This is a genomic window from Clostridium sp. CTA-1, assembly GCF_054768215.1.
The window spans coordinates 1-18,682 of sequence record NZ_BAAAAP010000001.1; the positions used below are offsets into that span (position 1 = coordinate 1).

The following is an 18,682-nucleotide window of genomic DNA, read 5'->3' on the forward strand; positions in this document are numbered from 1 at the left end:
TTTATATATATTATAATATTAAAGGTAAAAAATATAAATTATACATAGAATGAAAAAGTATTTAAAAAAATAATATTTATAGTATTATTAATAATGAACTTCATATGTGTATAATAAATATGATGAAAAACCTTAGAAGTTTTGGATTAAGTGCATATTTTTTTCTTTTGAATAAACTTTATTAAAAGTAACAATAATTTTACAAAAAAATAAAAACTAGATTATATACATAATGAATTAAAGAAAGGGGATATAATTTTGAAAAAGATTATAATGACAGGTGGAGGAACAGCAGGCCATGTTACACCAAATTTAGCTTTAGTTCCAGAATTGAAGAAATTAGGATATGAAATTAAGTATATAGGGAGCATAGAAGGAATAGAAAGAAAAATTATAAAAAAAGAGGGTATAGAATACTTCCCTATTTCTAGTGGAAAATTAAGAAGATATTTTGACTTAAAAAATTTCTCTGATCCATTTAAAGTGTTAAAGGGAGTGTTTCAAGCAAAAAAAATAATTAAAAGAGAAAAACCAGATATAATTTTTTCTAAGGGAGGATTTGTAACTGTACCAGTGGTTATAGCAGCTCATTTAAATAAAATACCAGTTATAGCTCATGAGTCAGATATAACTCCTGGTCTTGCAAATAAATTAGCTACTCCTTATTGTACAAAAGTATGCGTTACTTTCCCGGAGTCAATAAAACATATAAAAGGAGACAAAGCTGTATTAACAGGTACACCTATAAGAAAAGAATTGTTAGAAGGAAGCAAAGTTAAAGGCATAGAATTATGTGGATTTAAAGATGATAAACCTATTCTTTTAATAATTGGAGGAAGTTTAGGTTCAAAAATTATAAACGAAATAGTCAGAAAAAATTTGGATGATATACTTTTAAAATTCAATATAATACACATTTGTGGAAAGTCTAACTTAGATGAAAATTTAGAAAATAGAAAGGGATATGCGCAATTTGAGTATGTAAATGAAGAATTACCTGATTTAATGAAAGCGTCAGACTTGGTAATATCAAGAGCTGGAGCAAATGTAATATATGAACTGTTAGCGCTTAAAAAGCCAAATCTTTTAATACCCTTATCTAAAAAATCTAGTAGAGGAGACCAAATTTTAAATGCAGGTTCCTTCGAAAAAAGTGGATATAGTTTAGTTTTAAAGGAGGAGGAGCTATCAGATAAAACTTTAATGGAAAAGTTAAGTTACTTGTATGAAAACAGAAATGTATATATAAATAATATGTCCAAAAGTAAAATGGATAATGGCGTTAAAAATATAACAGAATTGATAAAAAAATATACAAAATAAACATATGATATTAAAATTAAAGTTAAATTAAATTAATCCTGCATAGTTTAATAAATTCAAAAAAATATATATATTAAGTTAAATTATAGAATAATAATTCTATAAAATTATTAAATGTTAATGTATATATATTATTTTTTTATTTTAATGTTAAATGGGAAGATCTTTAAAAATATACCATTGAATTTATTTATTTAAGTATTATAATAAAAATAAGCAACAAATTTTTGAAGCTTATAAAAAACCTTATAAATAAGCCTTTAAAAATTTGTTTCTTAGTCATCTGCTTTATGGTCTTACCAGTACTGGTAAGAACGTAGTAAGACAAAATATATACAATTTTATAATAAAATTTATATGTTTTTAATTCTGTATATGCTGGAATAAAAATGTATTAGTGCTATAATGTGCTTTGTAGGAAAGCTATGAATTTTTCGCAATTTAAAATGATTTTTATGCTTTAAAGTGTTATTTTATGCATAAACACTGAAAAGGATTTTACAGATAAAAATTTTTGGTGTATATTAATAATGGGCTTTGAAGAAAAAGGTCAAATTTTACAAATGTTAATTATTTTGCGGATTTATTCCGTAAATTTTATATAAATTAAAGGGAAAGAAGGGAATTTTCTATGAGAAGAATGAAAACTATGGATGGTAATACTGCTGCAGCATATATATCATATGCATTTACAGACGTAGCAGCTATTTATCCAATAACACCTTCATCACCAATGGCAGAACACGTTGATGAATGGGTAGCTCAAGGAAAGAAAAATATATTTGGACAACCAGTAAAAGTTATGGAAATGCAATCTGAAGCTGGTGCAGCAGGTGCTGTTCACGGTTCTCTACAAGCAGGTGCATTAACAACAACTTATACAGCATCTCAAGGTTTATTACTTATGATCCCTAATATGTACAAAATCGCTGGAGAACTTTTACCAGGAGTATTCCACGTAAGTGCAAGAGCATTAGCAGCCAATTCTCTAAACATATTTGGAGACCATCAAGATGTTATGGCAGCTAGACAAACAGGACTAGCTCTATTAGCTGAAAGCAGTGTACAACAAGTTATGGATTTATCAGCAGTTGCACATTTATCAGCTATAGAAGGAAGAGTACCTTTCATAAACTTCTTTGATGGATTTAGAACATCTCATGAAATTCAAAAAGTAGAAGTTTTAGAATATGATGAATTAGAAAATTTAGTTGATATGGATGGGGTAAAAGCTTTCAGAAGAAGAGCTTTAAATCCAGATCACCCAGTTATAAGAGGTACAGCTCAAAACCCTGACATTTATTTCCAAGAAAGAGAAGTATCTAACAACTACTATGAAAGACTTCCTGAAATAGTTGAAAAATACATGGGAGAAATCTCAAAATTAACAGGAAGAGAATATCACCTATTCAACTACTATGGTGCAGAAGATGCAGAAAGATTAATAATAGCTATGGGATCAGCATGTGATACTATAGAAGAAGTTGTTGATTACTTAATGGCTAAAGGAGAAAAAGTTGGTTTATTAACAGTACATTTATATAGACCATTCTCATTAGAACACTTCTTTAAATATATACCAAAAACAGTTAAAAACATTGCTGTTTTAGATAGAACTAAAGAACCAGGCGCTTTAGCAGAACCATTATACTTAGACGTTAAAAATGCGTTCTACGGAAAAGAATGGCAACCAACAATAGTTGGAGGAAGATACGGATTAGGTTCAAAAGAAGTTTATCCATCACACATATTAAGTGTATATGAAAACTTAAAGAAAGATGAACCAAAAGATGGATTTACTATAGGTATAGTTGATGATGTTACAAATACATCATTAGAAGAAGCAGAAGCTATCAACACAACTCCAGCTGGAACTACAGCATGTAAGTTCTGGGGATTAGGTTCAGATGGTACTGTTGGAGCTAACAAGAGTGCTATAAAAATCATAGGTGACCATACAGATATGTATGCACAAGGATACTTTGCATATGATTCTAAAAAATCTGGTGGTATAACAATTTCTCACTTAAGATTTGGTAAATCACCTATACAATCACCATACCTAATAAACCAAGCTGACTTTGTAGCTTGTCACAATCAATCTTATGTATATAAATACAATGTATTAGAAGGATTGAAAAAAGGTGGTAGATTCTTATTAAATACTATCTGGACTCCAGAAGAAGTAGAAACACATTTACCAGCTTCAATGAAAAAATACATTGCTGAAAATGATATAGAATTCTATACATTAAACGCTGTTAAAATAGCACAAGAAATAGGATTAGGCGGAAGAATCAACATGATTTGTCAGGCTGCTTTCTTTAAGATTGCAAACATTATATCAGTAGAAGATGCAGTTAAATACTTAAAAGATGCCGTTGTAACTAACTACGGTAAAAAAGGTCAAAAAATCATTGATATGAATAACGCTGCTATAGACAAAGGTGTTAATGCTATAGTTAAAATAGAAGTTCCAGCTTCATGGAAAGATGCTAAATGCGAAGGTGCATGTGAAGTTAAAGAAAATCCAGAATTTATCAAAAATATTGTTGAACCAATGAACAGACAAGAAGGAGATAAACTTCCTGTAAGTGCATTCAAAGGAATGGAAGATGGTACATTCCCATCAGGAACAGCTGCTTACGAAAAAAGAGGAATTGCTATAAATGTTCCAGAATGGCAATTAGATAAATGTATTCAATGTAACCAATGTTCATATGTTTGTCCACATGCGGTTATAAGACCAGTACTTTTATCTGATGAAGAAGTTAAAAATGCTCCAGAAGGATTCAAATCAAAACCAGCTGTAGGAGCAAAAGGATTAAACTTCACAATGGCTATAAGCCCATATGATTGTACAGGATGCGGAAACTGTGCAGATGTATGTCCAGCTAAAGAAAAAGCATTAATAATGAAACCATTTGATACTCAAATTGAACAAGATAAGAATTGGGAATATGCAATGAAAGTATCTCCAAAATCTAACCCAATGAAGAAAAATTCAGTTAAAGGTAGCCAATTTGAACAACCGTTATTAGAGTTCTCAGGTGCCTGTGCAGGTTGTGGAGAAACTCCATATGCTAAACTTGTAACTCAATTATTCGGAGATAGAATGATGATAGCTAATGCTACAGGTTGTTCATCAATTTGGGGAGCATCAGCACCATCAACTCCATATACTACAAACCATAAAGGATACGGTCCAGCTTGGGCTAACTCATTATTCGAAGATAATGCTGAATTTGGAATGGGTATGTATCTTGGAGTAAAACAAATAAGAGATAAAGTTACAGAAGATGTAAAAGCTGTATTAGGATTTAAATCAGCAGAAGAACTTCAAAGCTGTGCAATAGGAACAGAAGATTGTTCAGAGAAAGATATGACAGGAACAGTTATATCAGGAGAATTAAGAGCTGCTCTAGAAGATTGGTTAAACAATAAAGATCTAGGAGAAGCTACTAGAGAAAGAGCAGACAAAGTTATAGAATTAGTAGGAAAAGAAAAAGGAAGCGACAAAGTCCTAAATGAAATCTATGAAAACAAAGATTTCTTAGTTAAGAGATCACACTGGATATTCGGTGGAGATGGTTGGGCTTATGACATCGGATATGGTGGAGTAGACCATGTACTTGCTTCAGGAGAAGACGTAAATATCCTTGTATTTGATACAGAAGTTTACTCAAACACAGGTGGTCAATCTTCGAAAGCAACACCAACTGCAGCTATAGCTAAGTTTGCAGCATCTGGTAAAAAGACTAAGAAAAAAGACTTAGGTGCAATGGCTATGACTTATGGTTATGTTTACGTAGCACAAATCGCTATGGGAGCAGACAAAAACCAAACATTAAAAGCAATAGCTGAAGCTGAAGCATATCCAGGTCCATCATTAATAATAGCTTATGCTCCATGCATAAACCATGGATTAAAAGCAGGAATGGGCTGTAGCCAATTAGAAGAAAAGAAAGCTGTTGATTGTGGATATTGGGGATTATACAGATTCAACCCAGAATTAAAAGAAGCAGGAAAGAATCCATTCTCATTAGATTCAAAAGAACCAACAGCAAACTTCAAAGACTTCTTAATGGGAGAAGTAAGATATGCATCACTTGCTAAACAATTCCCAGAAGATGCTGAAGCATTATTTGCGAAAACAGAACAAGATGCTAAAGAAAGATTAGAAAACTACAAAAAATTAGCTGAACAATAATAAAAAGAGCCGCAAGGCTCTTTTTTATTAAGTATAAAGAGCGATATTACTTTAAAATTTATAGCTATATTACAAAAAACTAGCATGAGTGTAAGTTCAATACAAACAATAAGTTTTTTTAATTTCCTATTTAATATAGTATTAATGATTTTAGCTATAATTATTTGTGTAAAATTAATAGAAAACAGGCAAATATTTATAAAGTTGAAATAGCATATAAAAAAAGAAAATACATAAAATAAAGCTATAACTTCTTCTGAAGGGAGATGAAAGTTATGGGAAGAAAAATGAAAAAAAGAAGAGTAGAAAAAACAGTAAACAACATGTTAGATAACGTAGAAAAGGGTTTTAAAAAAATTGCTAAAGAAATGAACAAAAAATAAATAAAAAATTAAATACTACAAAAAGTAAATAAAAATATTTCATTACCAAGTAAATAGTTAATATCAATTATTTACTTGGTATATTTTTATCATAAAATATTTTTTGAATTTATAAATATACAAAGAAAATGATAATGATTATTAAATAATTTTATGAAAAAGCAAAAAAACCCTTTTAAAAAACTCTGTTTAAGGGTACAATTAGAACATAGGAAAAAAGGAGGTGAAGATCCTGGTAATATTATCAGGAGATTTTATGAAAGATGAAAAAATAAATAGTTGCGGTTGCGGTTGTGGCTGCGAAGAAGAAATAGAAAAAGATACTTGCGGTTGCGGTGAAGTAGAAGAAAACTGCGGTTGTGGTTGTGGTGATAACAATGAAGAGCATCATCATGAACATTGCGGTTGTGGCTGCGAAGATGAAGAATGCGGTGAAACAATTCTTGTGGATTTACAAGATGAAAACGGAAATGCTGTTACTTGTGAAGTAATAGAAGAATTTGAATATAAAGATAATGTATATGCATTAGTACAAAACCCAGAAAATAATTCAGTATACTTATTTAGAGAAGAAGGTCAAGGGGACGAAGTTGAACTTGTTAACCCAGATGAAAAAGAATTTGAAGAAGTAACTGCTTACTACGAAAATTTACAATAGTATTATAAAAAGAGTCTCTGATTTGTCAGGGGCTCTTTTAGCTTAATAGGAAATATTAAGATTAAAAAGTTTAGTATAAATAAAAAAGTGAATATATTATAAAAAATCACAAAATATATAGTATAATATAAGAATACAACTTATAGAAGAGGTGGTATTTTGGAAAAATTGGCAATATTTGATGTAGATTATACACTTACCAAACAAGAAACACTTATACAATTTTATAAATTTATGCTTAAAAAGAAACCCTCTCTTATATTTCATGCCCCTAAAATAGTTATATCTGGGCTTTTGTATGCTTTAAAAATATTTGAGGCAGGAAAAGCTAAAGAAATATTTATAGGATTTATAGATGGTATTACAGAGGATGAAATGCAAAGATATGTAAAAGAATTCTATGATAAAAAATTAAGCAAAATATTATACAAAGATGCTATAGATACTATGAGAAAATTGAAAAGTGAAGGCTATAAAGTATACCTTATATCTGCTTCTGCAGAATTTTATTTAAAAGAACTTTATAATATAAAAGAAGTAGATAAAGTAATAGGAACTATATTTACATTAAGAGAAGGGTCATATAAGAGAAAAATAATAGGAGAAAACTGTAAAGGTGAAGAAAAGGTAAGAAGGCTTATGGAAGTTTTAAAAGAAGAGAATATAGAAGTAGATTTTAAGGAATCCTATATGTTTTCAGATTCCTTAGCAGATTTACCTTTATTTAAATTAGTAGGAAAGCCGTATCTTATAAATGCGAAAAAGAAGTACAATAATATAGAAGTACTTAATTGGAAGTAGAGTAAAATTTAATTCATATTGAATTTACTAACTGTAAGTTTAAATTGAAACTAATTTAAGCATTTATAATATTAATACACAATATAAGAATTGTGATGTTTACAGTAAATGGGGGGATATGTTAATGGAATGTTTTAACGAATTTTTTATAGAAAATGAGAAAATAAAAGAAAGAGGTTCATTTGAGGAAAGTTTCCTTAAAGAGGGAAAATCTCTATATGAAGTTATAAGGATAATAGATGGAGCGCCTTTATTTTTAAAAAGCCATTTAGAAAGATTTTATAATTCTGCAAAATTAGAAGGACTAAATTTATGGTTAGCTGAAGAAGAAATAAAAGAAAATATAAATAGACTTATAGAAATAAATAAAGTATCTATAGGCAATATAAAACTAGTATTTAATTTTAACAAGGGAAAGAATAATAACTTTTTATGCTATTTTTTAAAACATAATTATCCAGAGGACATAGAGTATAAAAAGGGAGTAAAAACTATACTTTATCATGGAGAGAGAGAGAATCCAAATGCAAAGGTTATAAATATGGATTTTAGAAAAATTGTAGGAGAAAAGATAAAGGAAGAGAAAGCTTATGAAGCAATACTAGTAGACAGAAATGGATACATAACAGAGGGTAGTAAATCTAACATATTTATGATAAAAGATGGTAAAGTAATAACAGCACCTATAGAAAAAGTATTACCAGGAATAACAAGACAAAATATAATGGATGTATGTAAAAATCTAAATTTGAAGGTTGAAGAAGAAAAAGTACATTATAAAGATATAGATAAATTAGAGGGATTATTTGTATCAGGTACATCACCAAAGGTTTTACCAATAAAATCTGTAGATGAAATAGAATTTAAATCTTCAGAGAATAAATTGATACTAAGTATTATGGAAGGCTATAATAAAGCCATAGAGGAAGATGTAAAAAGTTATAAAAATAAAGAATAACTACTTTAAAAATCAAATCAATATTGTGGTGTGATTTTATAAGGTAGATAGCGTAGCAGGATTTGTTAATACATTGACAAAATATTGGATAAAAAATATAATTTTATATTATGATATAAAAATCAGTTCATTTCTAAAGACTTTGTAATAGAAAAATTAATAAATTTTATAATTATAACATAGAGGTAGGAGTAGAAGATTTAATATTATGTTAAATATAAGTTTGGAAAGAAAAAGGTTTGGAGTGTTAAGATTTGGAGAACTATACAGTAAAAAAGGTTCTTAATAATAATGTAATAATAGCTAATTGGCAAGAAGAGGATGCAATATTAGTCGGGAAAGGTATAGGATTTAATTCTAAAAAAGGAGAAACTCTTTCTAAGGATAAAATAGAAAAAGTATATATAAAGACCACCTCAAAAATGTCAGAAAACTATAATAAAGTTTTAGATAATATAGATAATAGAATAGTAGGTATTTCCGAAGAAATAATAAATTTTTCAGAAAAGGCTTTAAATACAAAATTAAATGAAGGAGTTCATATTTCTTTGCCAGACCATATAAATTTTGCATTAAGAAGAATAGAAAAGGGGATAAATATAGAAAACCCTTTTTTAGAAGAACTAGGCATAATTTATCCAAAGGAATATGAAATAGCTATGAAGGCTCTTAATATGATAAATGATAGATTAAAGGTTAACCTTCCAAAGGATGAAGCGGGATTTATATGTCTTCATATAAGAGCAGGTATTACAAAGCAGCAGGTTTCAGAATCCCTAGCCTATACTAAAAAGATAAGCAAAGTAATGGAACTTATATCTAAATTAAAAGGAAAGCCTTTAGATAAAAATTCTCTTTCTTATGTAAGAACTTTGACTCATTTAAATTTTATGATAGAAAGAGTTAAAGAAAATAAAACTATAAAAAATGAGCTATTAGATAGTATAAAAGAAGAAATGAAAAGTGAGTTTGGTATTGCCATTAAAGTAGCCATGCTTATAGAAAAATTATTTGAAATAAAAATACCAGAGGACGAAATAGGATATATCGCATTACATTTAAAAAGGATAGGGCAATATTAAGGTATATTAAATATATAAACTAAAGAACCTTGCTTTCGCAAGGTTTTTAAAGTATAAGCTAGCTTAAAGGTGGTGTGCAAAATTGAAAAATATTTTAACTGTTCTTCAGAGGGTAGGAAAATCTTTAATGTTACCTGTATCCGTATTACCTGCAGCAGCTCTACTTTTAAGATTAGGGTATCCAGATCTTTTAAATAATATATATATGTTAAAAGCGGGAGATGCTATATTTAGTAATCTTCCATTAATATTTGCTATAGGAGTGGCTATAGGCCTTTCAGAGGGGGAAGGAATAGCAGCTTTAGCTGCTATAGTAGGGCAATTAATATTGCAAGGTATATTGGATGTTGGAAGTTCAAAGGCTGCTAAAGAAGCGGCTATAAAAATAGCTGCCCAAAGAAATATGACATTAGAAAATTTTATGAATAGTAAATTTTATGATGATATATTAAGAAGTACCAATATAGATTTAGGTGTTTTTGGTGGAATAATAATAGGAATTATAGCTGCAATTATATACAATAAGTATAAAAACATAAAGCTACCAAGTACCATAGGCTTTTTTGGAGGAAAACGTTTTGTGCTTATTCTTACAGCTATAATTTCCTTCATGTTTGGAATGATTAATGTGGCAATATGGCCAGAAGTACAAAAAAATATTGATACTTTTGCTAGATTTGCAAGCACATCTCCTTTAGGGCCAGGTTTTTATGCAGCAGGAAAAAGACTTTTAATTCCACTGGGACTTCACCATATATACTATCCACCTTTTTTATATCAATTTGGTAGTTATGTAGATCCTAGTGGAATTAAATATTTTGGGGATTTCTCAAGGTATTTTCATGGAGATCCTACAGCAGGAGTTTTTATGGCTTCAGAGTTTCCTATATTAATGTTTGGCCTTCCAGGAGCAGCTATAGCTATGATTTGTGCTGCAGAAAAAAACAATAGAAAGAAAGTTCTTAGCATAATGTTGTCTGCAGCTTTAGTGTCTTTTTTTACAGGGATTACAGAGCCTATAGAATTTGCTTTTATATTTGTAGCTCCTATACTTTTTATTTTTCATGTTTTAGCAGCATTTACATCAGGTATAGTAACTAGTATTTTTAATATAAGACTTGGTTATACTTTTTCAGCCTCCTTTATAGATTATATTTTAGGATATAAATTTTCAGGTAATGGGTTGTTAATATTTCCCATAGGTATTTTTTATTTTTTATTATATTTTATAGTTTTTTACTATTTAATAGTAAAAAAGGATATAAAAACTCTAGGTAGAGAAGGTACAGTACTGAAGGAGAATAAAGAAATAAAAAGTAATGAAAAAGCAGCTTTAATATTAGAAGCTCTAGGAGGAGAAAAAAATATAACAAATTTAGATTGTTGTATAACCAGGCTTAGGGTAGCTTTAAAGGACGAAAAAAAATTAGATAGGGTGTATTTAGAAAAAATAAATTTATTAGGTATAGTACAGACAGGAAAGGTAGTACAGATAATATTAGGTACAGAAGCAGAAAATATAAAATATAGTATAGAACAAATAATTAAAAAAGGAATGAATCCAAAGGAAATAATAGAATATGAAAGATCATTAAAATTAATGAATCCTATGGAAGGAGACATAGTTTTATTAGAACAGGTACCAGATGAGGTTTTTTCAGAAAAACTATTAGGAGATGGATTTGCTATAAAGCCCTATAGAAATAAGGTATATTCCCCTATTGACGGAACTATAAAATTTTTATTTCCTAGTAATCATGCCTTAGCTATAGAAACTAAAGAAGGTTTAGAGATTTTAATACATATAGGTATAGATACTGTAAAACTTAATGGGGAAGGATTTAAAGTTTATATAAAAGAAAAAGAAAAGGTTAAAAAGGGGCAACTTTTAGTAAGCTATGATAAAGAATTTTTAGAGGGGAAAGTTAAAAGCTTAATATCACCTATAGTAATAACGAATTTAAAAGAAGATTCACAAATAAAAATAGAATATGGTTATAAAAAAGAAAAAGAAATAGTAGCCTATATTAAGAATTAATATGAAAATTGTTAAAATTATAATGATTATAATAATTATTTTATAATTAGTCTCTACATTATTCATTAAGAATTACGAAAATAATAAAAGAGTATGTTTAATTTATTAAGTATAATATTTCCTTTGTAAATAATTGAAATAAATTGTAATAAATTATTATATGATATAAAATATAGTTATATATATCTATATTTAGAATTTATATATTCCTCAAAATAGGGGGCGGGATAATATAATTTAAGGGGGATTAATATGAAAAAGACAATTTATAGTTGCTCTACATTAGATAAATGTATAAATAAGGCTTGTAAAGAATTAGGAGTAAAAGAAGAGGAATTAAATTATGAAATTATAGAAGAGAAACAAGGCTTTTTCATGAAAAAGACTACAATATTAGTTAATGCAGAAGAAAAATTAATGAACATGAAAGAAGATAAAGTTAGTATAGAAGATAGTGTAGAAGAAAATATAGAACATAATGATGAAAAGATAGAAATAGAAAAGGAGTCAATAGCTAAAGAAAGTATAGCAGCTAATGATGGAAAAGTAAAAATAGTAAAAAACCAAGTAATAGTTACAAATCCTAAAGAGGGTGGAAAACCAGCAGCTATAGCTCCAGGAGATAATATAACAATACTAGTAGATGGAGACAGAATAAAATCTAGAAAAGAAGTCTTTGAAGAAAATAAAATAGAAGTTATTTTTGAAGAAGTTAAGGCTCATAGAGAGTTAAATGTTAAAACGGATCAAAATAATATGGAAGCTTATATTTCAGTAATATATAAGCCAGAAATAAAGTATGGATCGAAAGATATAGAAGATAAAAATTATTTAATACTAAATTCTTGTAAAATAGAAGAAAAAGATCCTCCTTATTATACTGAAGAAGAAATTATAGAAGCTTTGAAAAAGATGGGCATAGTTTATGGAATAGTAAAAGAAAATCTAGAGCAGTGTACAAAAAATAACTGTATAGAATTGTTAATAGCTAAAGGAAAGGAAACTATTAACGAAGAGGATGAAAGTATAGAGATTAAATTTACAACAGATAATCAAGAATTAAAATTAACAGAGGATAAAACAGGAAATGTAGACTTTAAAAGTATAGGTTCCATAGAATCTGTGAAGCCAGGAGAAGTATTAGCTGTAAGAAAAAAAGGTAAAGAGGGACAAGATGGAATCGATATAAAAGGTATAGTAAAAAAACATAAACAAGGAAAGAAAATTATATTAAAACCAGGTCAAGGAACAGTTTTAAGGGATGAAGATACCATAGAAGCTGCTATGGAAGGAAAGCCCTGCGTAAAATCCAATATATTTTATGTATATCAAGTCCATGAAGTTAAAGGTGATGTGGATATAAGTACAGGAAATATAACATTTGTAGGGGATGTAGTAGTCCAAGGTTCTGTAAAGGAAGGTATGAAAGTACAAGCAGGAAACTCTGTAGAAATAAAAAAACACGTAGAGAGATCAGAAATAATTTCAAAAAGTAATTTGAATATAGATGGCAATATAATAAATTCTGATATATACGGTGGTGGAGAAGATACTTTAAAGGTAATGGTGTTAAATAAATTAGAAAAATTAAAGGATACTCTTACAGAACTAATTTCTGCTGTGGAAGAAATAAAGAGATTTAATTTGCTTGGAGAAGGTAAAAAAGACGGAGAAATAATAAAGATTTTAATAGAGAATAAGTTTAGAAGTTTGACCAAAATATGTATAGCTATAATGGCTAATATAAATATGTGTAGAAGTGATGATGAAGAAGATGAATTAGTAGGAATTATAAGGAAAAAATTAATAGGATTAGGTCCTGTTCATATAAAAAATTACAGAGAATTAGAGCAAATAGTAAATCTTATAGAAGAAAAAATGAAAATGTGTAAGGATGGATTATCACTACCCGTTAATGTTAATATTAGTTATTGTCAAGATTCTAAAATACAAAGTACAGGAGATATTTATATAACGGGTAAAGGTGAATATATATCAAAATTAACAAGCAATAATAATGTTTACTTTACTAAAGATGGTAGTGTAGCAAGAGGTGGGCACATAACAGCTAAAAATGAAATAAGGTGTAAAGAGGTAGGAAGTGAAGCAGGAGTTATTACTAAACTACAAATTTTACAAAAGGGAGACATATATGTAGATGTAGCCTATCAAAATACAGTATTTATTATAGGTGATAGAGAATATTTATTGGAAACACCAAGTAAAGATATACATGCTTATTTAGACAAAAAAGGAGAGATTACCGTAGAAAAGTTTGTATTATAGGAGGTTAATTTAGTAATGGATATAAGTGAAGCTAAAGTATTAATATTTAAAATAAATGGAGAATACTATGCCGCAGATATCATGGAAATAGAAAGAATACTAGGTTATGAAGAACCTACAAATTTACCGGATGCACCAAGTTTTGTTCAGGGAGTTATAAACTATCAGGGTAAAATATTACCTGTAGTTTCTCTTTCTAGAAAATTTAATTTAAAAGAAGAAGAAATTAAAAATGAAGCTAAAATAATAGTAGTTAAAGAAGAAGAAAATAAATTAGGTATAATAGTTGATGTGGTTTCAGAGGTTAAAGACGTAAAATTAGATAATATAGAACAGCCACCAGAAATTGTAGCAGGTATATCCAAAAGATATATAAAAGGATTAATAAAAATAGAAAATGAAATAATAATATTTTTAAATTTATCAACTATACTAACAGAAGAAGAAAAATCAATGATATAGTTGAGGGAGTAATTATATGGATATAAAAGAGATAAAAGTGGGTATTGCAGATTTAAATGTAGGTAAAAATCCTGACAAGATAATAACAGTAGGACTAGGATCATGTATAGGAATAGCATTATATGATGGAATAAAATGTGTAGGAGGGCTTTCACATATAATGCTACCAGATAGCACTCAATTTAGTAAAGTTACAAACCCCATGAAGTTTGCAGATTTAGCTATACCTATATTAGTAGAAAAAATGGAAAAATTGGGAGCAAGAAAAAATGGATTAAAGGCTAAAATATGTGGCGGAGCATCTATGTTTAATTTTTCAGATAAAAGTATGGTAATGGACATAGGAAATAGAAATGGAAAAGCAGTAAAGGAAAAATTAAAGGAACTATCTATACCGTTGCTTGCAGAAGATATAGGTGGAAACAAAGGAAGAACTATGATATTTGATACCTCCACAGGAAAAGTATATATAAAAACTGTAGGCTTAGGAACTAAAGAAATATAGATAAGTTATTGGAGTGATTCATTTGAATAAAATTAAAGTTTTAGTAGTAGATGACTCGGCTTTAATGAGAAAAATAGTATCAGATATGATAAATGAAGAAAATGATTTAGAAGTAATAGATACAGCTAGAAATGGGGAAGATCTCTTAGAAAAATTAAAAAAGATAAAGCCAAACGTAATAACATTAGATGTAGAGATGCCTAAAATGGATGGAATAGAAGCTTTAATAAATATTAAAAGGCTTTATAGAGATATACCAGTTATTATGCTTAGCAGTTTATCTAAAAAAGGTGCAGGCTTAACTATGGATTGTCTTCAAAAGGGAGCCTTTGATTTTGTGCCTAAGCCATCAGGGGCTATATCTTTAGATATAAATAAAGTAAAAGAAGAGTTAGTAGAAAAAATAAGAGCAGCTACCAATGCTATAAAAAATAATTACACTTCAGATATTTTAAAAACAGACGAAAAAATTAATGTTAAAAAAGTGGAAGAAAAGAAATACCCTATAAAAAATACTATTTCTTCAAAAAAAATAGAAGCTGTAGTTATAGGAGCTTCAACAGGAGGTCCTAAAGCATTATACTCTGTAATAACAGCTTTCCCAGAAAGAATAGGTGTGCCAGTATTTGTAGTTCAACATATGCCAAAGGGATTTACAAAAGCTTTTTCAGAAAGATTAAATGCTAATAGTAAATTAAAAGTTGTAGAAGGGCAAGATGGACAAACTATAGAGAAGGATACTGTCTATGTAGCTCCAGGAGGATTCCATATGGAGGTAGGAAAGGACAGAAAAATACATCTAAACATAGAACCAACCCTGTGGGGAGTAAGGCCAGCTGTAGATAAGTTATTTAAATCAGCATCTGAAGTTTATGACAGCAACTTAATAAGTGTTGTATTAACTGGTATGGGAAGAGATGGAGCGGATGGCACAGCTTATATAAAAGATAGAGGTGGCATAACCATATCAGAGGATGAATCTACCTGTACTATATATGGTATGCCAAAAGCAACTTACGAAACAGGAAAGGTGGATTTTGTAGTACCACTTTATAATGTTACAGATACAATACTGAAAAATATTTAATTTTGGAGGTAATTATGGATTTAGAGTATTTCGAGGAGTGGGTATTAAAGGATTTTGGAATAAATTTAAAAGCCTATAAACAAAATCAGCTTCAAAGAAGAATATTAAGTTTGATGTCAAGGGTTGGCGTAAATTCAGTAGAAGAATATATTAACTTATTAAAGAAAGATAAGGATCAAAGGATAAAATTTCTAGATTTTATTACTATAAATGTATCTGAGTTTTTTAGAAATCCAGAAATATTTGATGAATTGGAGAAAAAAATAAAAGTAGAGCTTTTAAATAATACATCAGTGTCTCTAAAAATTTGGAGTGCAGCCTGTTCAATAGGGGCAGAACCCTATTCTTTATCTATAATAATGGATGAAATATCACCTAACAAAAAACATAAAATAATAGCTACAGATTTAGATATGACCATATTACAAAGGGCTAAAGAAGGTATATATGCACAGGCAGAAATTAAAAATGTAAAAAAAGAAAGACTAGAAAAATACTTCACAAAAGAAGGAGAAAAATATAAAATAAAATCATCTATTAAAAATGTAGTTACATTTAAAAAACATGATTTAATATTAGATAATTATGAAAAAGATTTTGATCTTATAGTTTGCAGAAATGTGGTTATATACTTTAATCAGGATATAAAGGACAATATATATAAGAAATTTTCAGAGTCACTAAAAAAAGGGGGCTTACTTTTTGTAGGAGCTACAGAAAGCATTTATAATTATAAAGATTATGGTTTTGAAAAGGTGTCTACATTTATATATAGAAAAATATAAGGGGGAAATAACATGGATACATCACAATACATGTCAATGTTCCTAGAAGAATCTATGGACAATTTACAAACATTAAATGACTCCTTACTTCAATTAGAACAAGAGCCAGATGATATAGATAAACTAAATGAAATATTTAGAGTTGCCCACACCATAAAAGGAATGGCGGCTACTATGGGCTTTAATGAGATGGCAGAGCTAACTCATAAAATGGAAGACGTACTTTCTAATTTTAGAGAAGGAGATTTAAAAGTAACACAAAATGTAGTTACTGTACTTTTTAAATGTCTAGATACTCTAGAACAAATGGTAAATAATATATCAGAAGAAGTAGACGAAAAAGTTCCAATAGACCATATAATAGAAGAACTAGAAAAGGCAGCAAAGGGAGATATAAGTTCAGAAGATCAAAAGGAAGAGGCTATAGAAACTATAGAGGAAAATAAAAGTGAAGGAAATTCTACTATACCACTAAATGAGTATGATTTAAATGTTATAAAACAAGCAGAAGATAAAGGGTTTAATGCTTATGAAATAAAAATAATATTAAGTGAAAATACTCTATTAAAATCTGCAAGAGCTTTTTTAATATTTAAAAACTTAGAAGAGTATGGTGAGATAATAAAATCATTACCTATAGCAGAAGATATAGAAAATGAAAATTTTGATTTCGAAATAGATTTAATATATTTAACTACTAAAGGTAAAGAGGAAATTTATGATATTTTGGCAAATATATCTGAAGTAGATAATGTTATGGTCGATAATGTAGATGTACAGTTAAAAAGGGAAGAAAAAATAGAAAGTAGAGAAGTAAAAGAAAAAGTAAAAGAGCAAATAAATAATATAGATACAAAAAAACCAGAGGAAGAAAATATAGATAAAAAAACTAAAGTAGAAGAAACTAAACCAAAGGCTAATAAAAGGGTAGCAAAACCAAAGGATAATAATCATAAAAAAGCTCACCAATCCGTAAGAGTAGATCTAGAAAGACTAGATAAGTTTATGAATATGGTTTCAGAGCTTGTAATTCACAGAACTAGATTAGAACAAATAAGTACTAATCACAAGCTGACAGATTTAAATGAAACTTTGGAGCAAGTAGCAAGAACTACCTCTGACTTACAAGATTTGGTTATGAAAATAAGAATGCTTCCTTTAGATATAGTATTTAACAGATTCCCAAGAATGGTTAGAGACCTTTCCGTAGAATTAGATAAAGAAATGGAACTTATAGTACAAGGGGCAGACACAGAATTAGATAGAACAGTAATAGACGAAATTGGAGAGCCATTAATCCATTTAATAAGAAATGCAGCAGACCATGGTGTAGAACCAAGGGAGGAAAGAGTAAAAAAGGGTAAAGATCCTATAGGTAAGATAAGATTAATAGCTTATCAAGAAGGAACAAAAGCTGTTATAAAAGTAGAAGACGATGGTGGCGGCGTACCTGTTGACAAAGTAAAAGCTAAAGCAGAAAGAATAGGTATAAATACCGAGGGAATGTCAGATAATGATATAAGAAATTTAATATTTGCTCAAGGATTTAGTACTAATGAAAAAGTAACAGACATATCTGGTAGAGGGGTAGGTATGGATGTAGTAAAAACTAAAATCACTGCATTAGGTGGTACTGTAGATCTTATAAGCGAAGAAGGAAAGGGCTCCTCTTTTATAATAAGACTTCCGTTGACGCTACAAATAATACAAGCTCTTTTAGTTGAAGTTGGAAGTGAAACTATGGCTATATCCTTAGGCTATATAGATAGAGTAATAGATTATGAAAAAGATATAGTAAAGAAAACTAATAATAAAGAAGTTATAATATATAGAGGTAATGTAATACCATTTGTTAGAGTAAATGAAAAACTAGGACTTAAAGAATCAGAAAATGATAAAAAATATATAGTAATAGTTAAATCTGGTGAAAAAACTGTAGGGCTTTTAGTAGATGGTCTTTTAGGTCAAAAGGAGATAGTTATAAAACCATTTGGTAAAACACTACAAGGACTAAAAGAATATATAGGAGCAACCATATTAGGAGATGGACTTGTAACATTAATCTTAGACGTGGCAGCTTTAGTATGATAAAATCATAGGAGGG

13 protein-coding genes are annotated in these 18,682 nt (G+C 28.9%); all 13 read left to right on the forward strand.

Features of this window, described 5'->3' with window-relative positions; translation table 11 throughout:
* Window positions 1–258: 258 nt before the first annotated feature.
* Window positions 259–1,323, forward strand: a complete 1,065-nt coding sequence (locus ACYUEW_RS00005; protein ID WP_042384517.1) for an undecaprenyldiphospho-muramoylpentapeptide beta-N-acetylglucosaminyltransferase — start codon at window positions 259–261, stop codon at window positions 1,321–1,323.
* A 631-nt stretch (window positions 1,324–1,954) separates the two neighbouring features.
* Entirely contained in the window at window positions 1,955–5,533 is a 3,579-nt protein-coding gene (gene nifJ / locus ACYUEW_RS00010) for a pyruvate:ferredoxin (flavodoxin) oxidoreductase (protein WP_460275954.1), read from the forward strand.
* 639 nt (window positions 5,534–6,172) lie between these two features.
* Complete coding sequence (locus ACYUEW_RS00015; protein WP_460275955.1) at window positions 6,173–6,574, forward strand: DUF1292 domain-containing protein; 402 nt, start codon at window positions 6,173–6,175, stop codon at window positions 6,572–6,574.
* Window positions 6,575–6,733: 159 nt separating this feature from the next.
* A complete protein-coding gene (locus tag ACYUEW_RS00020; RefSeq protein ID WP_460275956.1) occupies window positions 6,734–7,375 on the forward strand; it encodes an HAD-IB family hydrolase in 642 nt (213 codons plus the stop codon).
* A 124-nt stretch (window positions 7,376–7,499) separates the two neighbouring features.
* Window positions 7,500–8,333 carry an aminotransferase class IV gene (locus tag ACYUEW_RS00025; protein WP_460275957.1) on the forward strand — a complete coding sequence of 278 codons (834 nt, stop codon included), beginning with the start codon at window positions 7,500–7,502 and terminating at the stop codon, window positions 8,331–8,333.
* A 254-nt stretch (window positions 8,334–8,587) separates the two neighbouring features.
* On the forward strand, window positions 8,588–9,415 hold the full coding sequence (locus ACYUEW_RS00030) for a PRD domain-containing protein (RefSeq protein ID WP_003484336.1): 828 nt from the start codon (window positions 8,588–8,590) through the stop codon (window positions 9,413–9,415).
* An 82-nt stretch (window positions 9,416–9,497) separates the two neighbouring features.
* Window positions 9,498–11,453, forward strand: a complete 1,956-nt coding sequence (locus ACYUEW_RS00035; protein WP_265204042.1) for a glucose PTS transporter subunit IIA — start codon at window positions 9,498–9,500, stop codon at window positions 11,451–11,453.
* A 252-nt stretch (window positions 11,454–11,705) separates the two neighbouring features.
* A complete protein-coding gene (locus tag ACYUEW_RS00040) occupies window positions 11,706–13,739 on the forward strand; it encodes a flagellar assembly protein A (protein ID WP_265204041.1) in 2,034 nt (677 codons plus the stop codon).
* Window positions 13,740–13,754: 15 nt separating this feature from the next.
* Window positions 13,755–14,201: a chemotaxis protein CheW gene (locus ACYUEW_RS00045; RefSeq protein WP_096043391.1), complete on the forward strand. Its 447-nt coding sequence runs from the start codon at window positions 13,755–13,757 to the stop codon at window positions 14,199–14,201.
* Window positions 14,202–14,217: 16 nt separating this feature from the next.
* Entirely contained in the window at window positions 14,218–14,706 is a 489-nt protein-coding gene (locus ACYUEW_RS00050) for a chemoreceptor glutamine deamidase CheD (RefSeq protein ID WP_003484344.1), read from the forward strand.
* 22 nt (window positions 14,707–14,728) lie between these two features.
* Window positions 14,729–15,793, forward strand: coding sequence for a protein-glutamate methylesterase/protein-glutamine glutaminase (locus ACYUEW_RS00055; protein WP_265204040.1), 1,065 nt, complete (start codon window positions 14,729–14,731; stop codon window positions 15,791–15,793).
* Between the two features lie 14 nt (window positions 15,794–15,807).
* The gene (locus tag ACYUEW_RS00060; protein WP_265204039.1) at window positions 15,808–16,578 is read left to right on the forward strand and encodes a CheR family methyltransferase; all 771 of its coding nucleotides are present in this window, start codon (window positions 15,808–15,810) and stop codon (window positions 16,576–16,578) included.
* A 12-nt stretch (window positions 16,579–16,590) separates the two neighbouring features.
* Window positions 16,591–18,666 carry a chemotaxis protein CheA gene (locus tag ACYUEW_RS00065; protein WP_265204038.1) on the forward strand — a complete coding sequence of 692 codons (2,076 nt, stop codon included), beginning with the start codon at window positions 16,591–16,593 and terminating at the stop codon, window positions 18,664–18,666.
* The last annotated feature ends 16 nt before the right edge of the window (window positions 18,667–18,682 follow it).

Bases quoted from the DNA above. Each gene is read 5' to 3' on its own strand.
- ACYUEW_RS00015 (WP_460275955.1), top strand. From the start codon at position 6,173: ATGAAAGATGAAAAAATAAATAGTTGCGGTTGCGGTTGTGGCTGCGAA.
- ACYUEW_RS00045 (WP_096043391.1), top strand. From the start codon at position 13,755: ATGGATATAAGTGAAGCTAAAGTATTAATATTTAAAATAAATGGAGAA.
- ACYUEW_RS00065 (WP_265204038.1), top strand. From the start codon at position 16,591: ATGGATACATCACAATACATGTCAATGTTCCTAGAAGAATCTATGGAC.
- ACYUEW_RS00060 (WP_265204039.1), top strand. From the start codon at position 15,808: ATGGATTTAGAGTATTTCGAGGAGTGGGTATTAAAGGATTTTGGAATA.
- ACYUEW_RS00050 (WP_003484344.1), top strand. From the start codon at position 14,218: ATGGATATAAAAGAGATAAAAGTGGGTATTGCAGATTTAAATGTAGGT.
- ACYUEW_RS00040 (WP_265204041.1), top strand. From the start codon at position 11,706: ATGAAAAAGACAATTTATAGTTGCTCTACATTAGATAAATGTATAAAT.
- nifJ (WP_460275954.1), top strand. From the start codon at position 1,955: ATGAGAAGAATGAAAACTATGGATGGTAATACTGCTGCAGCATATATA.
- ACYUEW_RS00025 (WP_460275957.1), top strand. From the start codon at position 7,500: ATGGAATGTTTTAACGAATTTTTTATAGAAAATGAGAAAATAAAAGAA.